The sequence below is a fragment of the Sulfitobacter donghicola DSW-25 = KCTC 12864 = JCM 14565 genome (assembly GCF_000622405.1).
GTDB lineage: Bacteria > Pseudomonadota > Alphaproteobacteria > Rhodobacterales > Rhodobacteraceae > Sulfitobacter > Sulfitobacter donghicola.
This window is the reverse complement of the sequence record NZ_JASF01000004.1, coordinates 1-7,223: the sequence shown is the minus strand read 5'-3', so window position 1 is coordinate 7,223 and position 7,223 is coordinate 1. Positions and strand designations below refer to the sequence as shown.

The following is a 7,223-nucleotide window of genomic DNA, read 5'->3' as shown; positions in this document are numbered from 1 at the left end:
CTACGCGCCGTTTCGGCCTTCTCGGCGGCCCTCAGGGCTGCCTTTGCCTTGGCTTGGTCTTTCCATGTCTTTGCCATGCGGCGTTTGTAGGCTGTGAGCTGGGGACCATCATGGCTGTTCAGGGGTGTTTGTGCGATCTGGGCGGCTTGGAGTTCTAGCTCTTTGGAGCGTTCGCGCAGCTTTGGTGCATCGGATGCTTTGGCCGTTGCAGCCGACAAACCACTGTCTTTGATTGCACGGGCTGCCTTTCCGAGGGCTTTGACCAGATCCTTTGGATTTTCGACATCCACGTTCAGCGCCTCGATATCATTGGCCTGCTGTTGCAGCACTTCGGCTTCTGCTTTCATCTCAGCGACGATCACAGACTTGCGCCGGTGATCAACCCGCGCATCGCTGTCTGCGGCTTCCAGGGCGTCGTTGACCATACCGGCCCACCATTTGCGCATTTCGGCAATCTCAACACCGCCGGTCTTGGCGGCATCGAGGATGCGGGTCTTTGCGCCCATTCCCTCTGGCCCAGCTTCGCGGGTGGTGGTGAGCAGGTGGGCGTGGTGATTGCGTTGATCGCCCTTGCGGCTTGGTTTGTGAATGGCGACATCCACGGCGATTTTGTATCGGGTGACCAGTTCGATTGCTAAGGCTCGGGTTAGGTCTGCTCTTTGGGTGTCGCTCAGAGCGTCAGGGAGGGCGACGAGCCATTCACGGGCAGTTGTGCTGTTCTTGCGTTTTTCAGAGGCTTCTACGGTGTTCCAGAGGGTGCTGCGGTCTGTGATCCAGCCGCAGTTATCAGGGGCTGCGATATAGCTGTCTTCGATGCCGTTCTTTTTGCGGCGGTAGTCATGTACCAGGCCTGTGCGTTCATCGTGCAGTTTGCTTGCGGCTCGATAGGCTGCAGCGGCGACAGAGGAGCGGCCTTGTGACCTGCCGATTGTTTTGACGTCGAGATGGAAGATTGCGCTGTCAGCCATTGTCGTCCTCGCCCTCAAAAAGCGCTTTGTCGGCGGGTCGTGTCAGGTTTGCCTTGAGCTGTTCCAGCATTTGCGTGGCTACTGGGTCACGGTCTGCCAGGGCCATGAGTGCGCCGCCGATGACGACTTTGCGGCGAGTGTCCTGACGGCGGGCGGCGGTGGCTGCTCGGGTTGCATCGAGTTCGGCCTGGGCAGCTTCTTGGGTTGCGGTGCGGACCCGCTTGGTTTGCTTTTTGGATGTGTTTGCGGTAATAATCTTAACCATGGACCTGCCTTTACTCTTCCAACTTATAGAGGAAGTGCGCACACTATGCAAACTTGGCGCTGATCTGCGATCATCCCCACCCTAAGGGCTTCGAGTTTGCGTGGCGGAAGCGTTCCACTGCACCCCTTAAAGTTATAACGGTACCATTGCTTTTAGATGTGAAAACGGCCCCCTAACGATCTAGTAGAGGGCCGTTTAATATTTGGGGTTTCATTTAGAAAGCAGGGCTTTCTTATGGTTTCTTCTGATTACAATAGATCGAATGTGCCATCGGCGGTCTTGATCGTAATCTCATCTAGGTCAGCCCCATCTTGCAGGACCCACGCAATCTGACCTGTTGGAACGTATCGGATAAAAGCTTCCGCGATATCGTCGCTTCCTCGGCCTGGGGTCGTAGCGAAATTGACCACAAAGTCATCAGCGGTCCCGTTCGCTTGGGTCACTAATTTGTCCCCCTCAGCATCACTAAAGTCATGGATCCATTCCGTTCCGAAACCAGTTTCTACGCCGTGGTGATAAAATCGGTCTGCGCCAGTTCCGCCGATCAGGTCGTCATATCCCCAACCACCGTTCAACCAGTCATTGCCAGCGCCACCATCGAGTGTATCTGCGCCGCCGTTACCAGTCAGAACATCGTCACCTGCGCCGCCAAAAATGAAGTCGTCGCCAGAACCGCCGAAGATTTGATCGTGGCCATCACCACCCTCGATGACATCATCGCCAGCAAGACCTTCGATGACATCATTGCCAGCAAGACCTTCGATGAGATTGTCACCTTCGTCCCCCAAAAGAGTATCGGCAGAGGCGGTGCCTTCAATATTAGTGTCCGTAGCTTCATCGTCCACAAAGAAATCAATCAATACCGGCGCGATCAGACCTATTGCCTCATCAACAGGCAAGAAGTTATCCGGGTCCATTTCTTCCAAGTCCGTGGTGTCAATCAAAACATCTCCGAGCCCCGTGCCACTATCGTTGCTTAATGAGTGCCCCTCAGAACCGGGAACATACAAAAGGTTATCCGATATCGGCAGCCCAACACTGTGAATGGCACCACTGCCAACATCCCAAGCGCTAGGGTCAGAATACACGTAAGTAAAATTTTCTTCCGGGAAAGGGTGGTCCTGAGGCAAGTTAAGAAAGCCACCCGCTCCTGGGGCGTTGAACGCGACAACTTCACCTTCTGTGCCACTGGCACTCGCTGTCTGGGCCAGGAACCCCCCCAAAGAGTGGCCAACGTAAGTGACATCAACATTGCCAAAGGCACCAGGCTGTAAGTTTGCAAGTCCGACGGCTGTCGAAATAAACGCTTCCGCAGCGGCCTGTTAGAGCGAAACGCCAGAGACTGCCAAGACCAGGCCTGCCGCCGCATCTGGAATGAATTCAGGAGCGTCATTGGGGAAACCTTCTGTGCCGCTGAAGGCTATCACAAGGTCGTTTGTTGTTTGGTTGAAAAACGCACGCGCTTGGAAGCCGATCGGCCCATCAATAATCTGTGCTATTTCGACATAATTTCCAGTCGGGCTACTGACCGATCCTACCGTCGCCGTTGGTTCATACGCAAGCTCTGACATGGTCGCGAGTGCATTTAGCGTACCTGCATTATTTATAGCCATCGGTTTTTCCTTCATCTTACTTTGAGTTGTTCAATTATTAAAGTTCCACGTTGCGTCCCAAGCATCGAAGGCGTCGGAGGTCGTAGAGTGTTTGGCTGGAAATAGCTCAAGTATGCAGTCTGGACTGGTCTCAATCCGTCCTGAGGCCGATAGCAGAGCATATACTGATCGGACTGGCCCTCATTTAACACATCACAAGAAAACCGCCCTTGCCTCAGCCGATCAAGATGCCGGTCCGGAATTTCAGTCGGCGGGTTCGCCAGTAATTGTTGGTAGATCAGATCATTCTGAGGTGCAGTCCCGCACCCCACTAATGCAACGGCGAGCACCGCTAAGACCGGATGTTTCATTTGTTACCTCATTACTTTAGGTTGAATTATAAATCTTTTATTTGATGACATTAAGGTCTGGGAATTCTTACCATTTCGATTGTACGCATAAATGCGTAAACAAGGGTGAGTTGATTATCAGTCCCACAAACGGCCGTTTTTGACACGACCATAAAACCCCTAGATTTTCGCTATCAAAAACCCCTTTCAAAACTTAAGTAGTTCTGGAACGTTTTTGAAAGGGTTCAACATTGATCATTGGTTACGCACGCGTCTCGACGGAAGAACAGCATCTTGATGCGCAGACTTCGGCTTTGGAAGCGGCTGGCGCGGAACGCATCTTTGCTGAGAAAATCTCAGGCACCAAAAAATCCCGCCCTGAACTTGATCGCATGATCGAGCAGCTGCGGGATGGTGATGTTGTCGTTGTGACAAAGTACGACCGCCTCAGCCGATCCCTGCAAGATCTCTTGAGCATTGTTGAGGCTGTCCGTGCGCAAGGTTCTGGGTTCCGGTCTCTGGCTGAAGACATCGACACTACGACACCAGCAGGACGATTGGTGTTCCACGTCTTCGCATCCATCGCCCAGTTCGAGCGTGAGCGGATATCTGAGAGAACCAAAGAAGGGCTGACTGCCGCACGCAAACAAGGGCGTGTTGGTGGCAGGCCCCCTGCTCTTTCTGCGGAGCTTTGCGCCGAGGTTGCCCGGATGCGGGATCAGGAAGGCCGTGGCATCGCAGAACTGGCGCGGTTGTTTCAGGTTAGTAAGAGTACGATCAGGCGGGCTTGAGCAACACTCGCCACCTAGGCTCGTTTTCTGTTGAATTGACCAAGCTACCTGTAAAGTCATATGGTAAACTTGGTGGGTAATTAACCACACTTGACAGATGTAAATTAAAGGTGACAAAGATGGTAAAAGTCAGTGTAAGAGAAGCAGTAAAGCATTACCAAGTTTCTCGGCCAACTCTTATGAAACACCTGAAATCTGGAAAAATATCAGCCAACAAAGATGGTCAAGGTGTTTGGGAAATTGACCGGTCAGAATTAACACGAGTTTATAAGGTTCGCGGTAAAATTGAGGGCCTTGACCAGTCAAATTTGGCCACACCTAACAATCCTATTAACAGCAATGAAAACATTCTATTACAAGTCAAACTTGATGCAGCTATGGAAACCATCGAGCGTTTGGAAGCTGATAAGGCAGATTGGAAACAACAGGCACAATCTCTCGCTCGGCTCATGCCACCTGACGGGGCAGGGGAGGCCCCGAAACGGTCTTTATGGGCTCGGATCAGAGGTAGCTAAATCAGTACACCAAAAACCTTCAACAACTGGTTAGGTTTTGAACGAGTTTTTGACTACTAGGAAACGAGACGGCCGATAGATCAAGCTCTGAACTGACGCTCAGCTAGGGCTAAAGTGAGTTTTCCACATATTAAGCTGTAATTAGGATCAAAAAGGCCTGTTTCTACTAGGCCCTTTAACGGCCGCAGTGTATGTTACATGCACCAGTTTTAGGAAAGCTGGGCGTGCCTAAGCATTCAAGCGGATAATTAGAGTTAGGAACCCTCTCTCTAATCATGAACCTTGGATGTTATCAGTCTGCCTTTCATGCACCAACATGCGAGGTAAATTCAAAGCTTGGTGCGTTGGGAATCCATATGGATATTCTTACCCTTCTGCTGACTGCCGCGCATTTATGTGTAGCCGTTTACGCAGTCTGGAAGATTAACAAAAAGCCGTAAGGTAGCTTGTTAATCTGGGGGGCACTGGGTTCCGGTGACCTCTACCAGTCCAGATAAAGGACAGGCCTTTGCTCACCAAAGCAAAGGCCTGTTATTCATAGAAGGTTAGGAAGCCTTCTGGATATTCTTATACACACAGTTATGCTTAAATAATTAATGAGTCAATAATTCTAAGTGAGTTGTTATAGTATTCAGCATGTTCCTTATTCATCATATCTCATATTTTGCTCTGACTTTTGCAAAAGTTAACAAACACTGTTTCGATGTTCTTTGCGCTCAGCTTGATGTTCTTTTGGGTGCAAAATGAGCGGAACGCATCTGCAATTTTTCTATGATCCCAATTGCAGTTCTCATGGGCCAATTTCTCCCATGGGTCGGTATATTTAACGCTGCCTGTTTCAGGGAAGGATAGCCGTATTTTGGTTTCGGCTCGCCTCCCTTTACGGACAATAGAATGTGCTTCTTGTTCTTTCTTGGCATCCTCAAGAACCTCTTTGACCTCCCAAGTCAGCTCGACCTCACTCGTCTTACGGCGTTCTCGTTTCGTGATGCGGAAACTCACATGAAAGCGACTCGATTGGTTGACCTCTTCAATGGCCGTATCCAAGGCTTTTTGCTTAAAAGCGGTCCATGTGGAAAGCTTGCCAGTCTGAACCCCTAAACGGGCGCGCAACTCTTCGATAGTGAAACGTTCTATCTGCCTTTGACGGGCAGCACGGAAGGAAATCATCTCATGCAAACGGTGTGCATAACGCGAAGACATCGCGAGACCGGCACGGTAATCTAGGACGGCATAGAGGTTTGACTTCTCAACGATCTTGCGGAACTCATCGTCGAATTTGTAGCGCAGCCTGCCGGTACCTTCATCCATGTCCACACGCCCCACCGCGATCAGACCGTAAATGGCCGTATGTCCTTCAGCGTTGTTCACATGGCGCATGGTTACACTTCGCAGTTCTTCAAAGAGGCGCACCACATCTTCATGTGTCAAGTTACGGAACCCCTTCACCTGCTTGAAGGTGGCCAGTGGCAGCTCATGCCACCTGTCATCGGCGATCTTCCCACCGGCATTCTTCATCAGAACGTCTTGCAATTTGAGCGCCTGTAAACTCGGTGGATTTCGCAGCGCCCGCTCGCTGTAGTGCCCATCCACCAACTCCCCCGCCTTGCTCAGCTGGTCGGGGTCGTGATCACTCGTTTTTGCACTGTTTACTGCGTATCCCATACCAAACATTAACCAACACTTTTCGGTACATCAATAAGTGTTGGTAGTCCCGAAAAGTGTGTCTAAGGGTCCCGAAAAGTGTGTTTAAAGTCCCGAAAAGTGTGTATTAATCTGATTAGATTTTTATTTTCAGTCAGTTAGCCGCCTCTGAAATATAGAAACCTTAAGAAATAAGGGAACTACGTTCCCTCTTTGAATAAATACATAAGATATTTTGTGCGTGTTGGTCTGGTAGTGGATCATTTTAGAAGGTCGCATTCACTGCGAACAATCACTCCCTATTTCATGTCCCTTTCATTAAGCCTGACGTTCGCGTTTGCTAAGAATGATTAGGGACCAGATGGGCCGTTGTAATCTATCTTCGACTTTGGATTTTGTTGTTTCGGTTTCTCAGGGTCCGGTTCCTCTTTGGGAAGGACATCGAACAAAGGCTTGCGCAGATCGGGATTGTCCTCGAGCGATTGCTTGAGCATTTTGGCCGCATCGATATTGTTGCTGGTGAGCCGGAGCCAAATGGATTGTGCGGTTTGTGCCAAGCTGGCGATATCCTCAATGATCCGTTCCACCCAGCGTTCCACCATATTCTGAATTGTGGTGGTGCGTTCTTCTGGTGTCAGCTTCGCTCGATACTTGCTGGTGAACGCTCGATCGATGCTGTCAGGGTCCAGTGCCTTGAAGCCTGTGAAGGGGCCGCGCTTTGCGGGCGTTGGAAAGCGGTCCACATGTTTGATCTGTCTGGCCATGAAGGTTTCGACATCCGCCAATCGTTGGCGTTCGGCCTCCTGTGCTTCTTTCTCGTCCATGGCCTCAGCTTCGTTGGTCAGGATTTTCCAAATCATCATGCTGCCGTGGCCTTCGCCTGCGTAGGTCCAATACTTATTCCGTGCGGCCTCATGGTTTGAACAATCCAAATTGATACCCCAGCTTGTGACCTGGTCTGCAAAGGCTGGGTTCTTTCTGGCACGGGCGACCAAGGGCGCTGTGACCTCAGCGTATTGTTCTGCCTGTTGAGCGGCCCTGAGAGCCTCCTCGCGGGCTTTCTGCGCCTCAAGGGCCCTCTGGCGTTCCTGAGTCTCT

General features: G+C 50.9%; 8 protein-coding genes. 2 read left to right on the top strand and 6 right to left on the bottom strand.

Annotation, left to right across the window (positions count from 1 at the left end):
- From mobQ to Z948_RS0100825, 4 genes are all read right to left on the bottom strand, one after another.
- Window positions 1-968, bottom strand: a 968-nt coding sequence (gene mobQ, locus Z948_RS0100840) for a MobQ family relaxase (protein WP_025057687.1), incomplete at its 3' end; no start/stop codon positions are given.
- Window positions 961-1,233 carry a hypothetical protein gene (locus Z948_RS0100835; protein ID WP_025057686.1) on the bottom strand — a complete coding sequence of 91 codons (273 nt, stop codon included), beginning with the start codon at window positions 1,231-1,233 and terminating at the stop codon, window positions 961-963. The genes Z948_RS0100835 and mobQ, both read right to left, overlap by 8 nt.
- Window positions 1,234-1,481: 248 nt before the next feature.
- A complete protein-coding gene (locus Z948_RS19245; protein WP_156026490.1) occupies window positions 1,482-2,321 on the bottom strand; it encodes a calcium-binding protein in 840 nt (279 codons plus the stop codon).
- A 234-nt stretch (window positions 2,322-2,555) separates the two neighbouring features.
- A complete protein-coding gene (locus Z948_RS0100825; RefSeq protein WP_156026489.1) occupies window positions 2,556-2,861 on the bottom strand; it encodes a hypothetical protein in 306 nt (101 codons plus the stop codon).
- 565 nt (window positions 2,862-3,426) lie between these two features.
- Here Z948_RS0100825 and Z948_RS0100820 point away from each other — a divergent pair.
- Window positions 3,427-3,966 (top strand): recombinase family protein, encoded by a 540-nt coding sequence (locus Z948_RS0100820; protein WP_025057683.1) that lies wholly within the window; start codon window positions 3,427-3,429, stop codon window positions 3,964-3,966.
- A 119-nt stretch (window positions 3,967-4,085) separates the two neighbouring features.
- Complete coding sequence (locus Z948_RS0100815) at window positions 4,086-4,481, top strand: hypothetical protein (protein ID WP_025057682.1); 396 nt, start codon at window positions 4,086-4,088, stop codon at window positions 4,479-4,481.
- Window positions 4,482-5,138: 657 nt separating this feature from the next.
- Here Z948_RS0100815 and Z948_RS0100810 read toward each other — a convergent pair.
- Complete coding sequence (locus Z948_RS0100810; protein WP_025057681.1) at window positions 5,139-6,155, bottom strand: replication initiation protein; 1,017 nt, start codon at window positions 6,153-6,155, stop codon at window positions 5,139-5,141.
- Between the two features lie 320 nt (window positions 6,156-6,475).
- On the bottom strand, window positions 6,476-7,223 hold a 748-nt coding region (locus Z948_RS19005), incomplete at its 5' end, for a hypothetical protein (protein WP_037968774.1).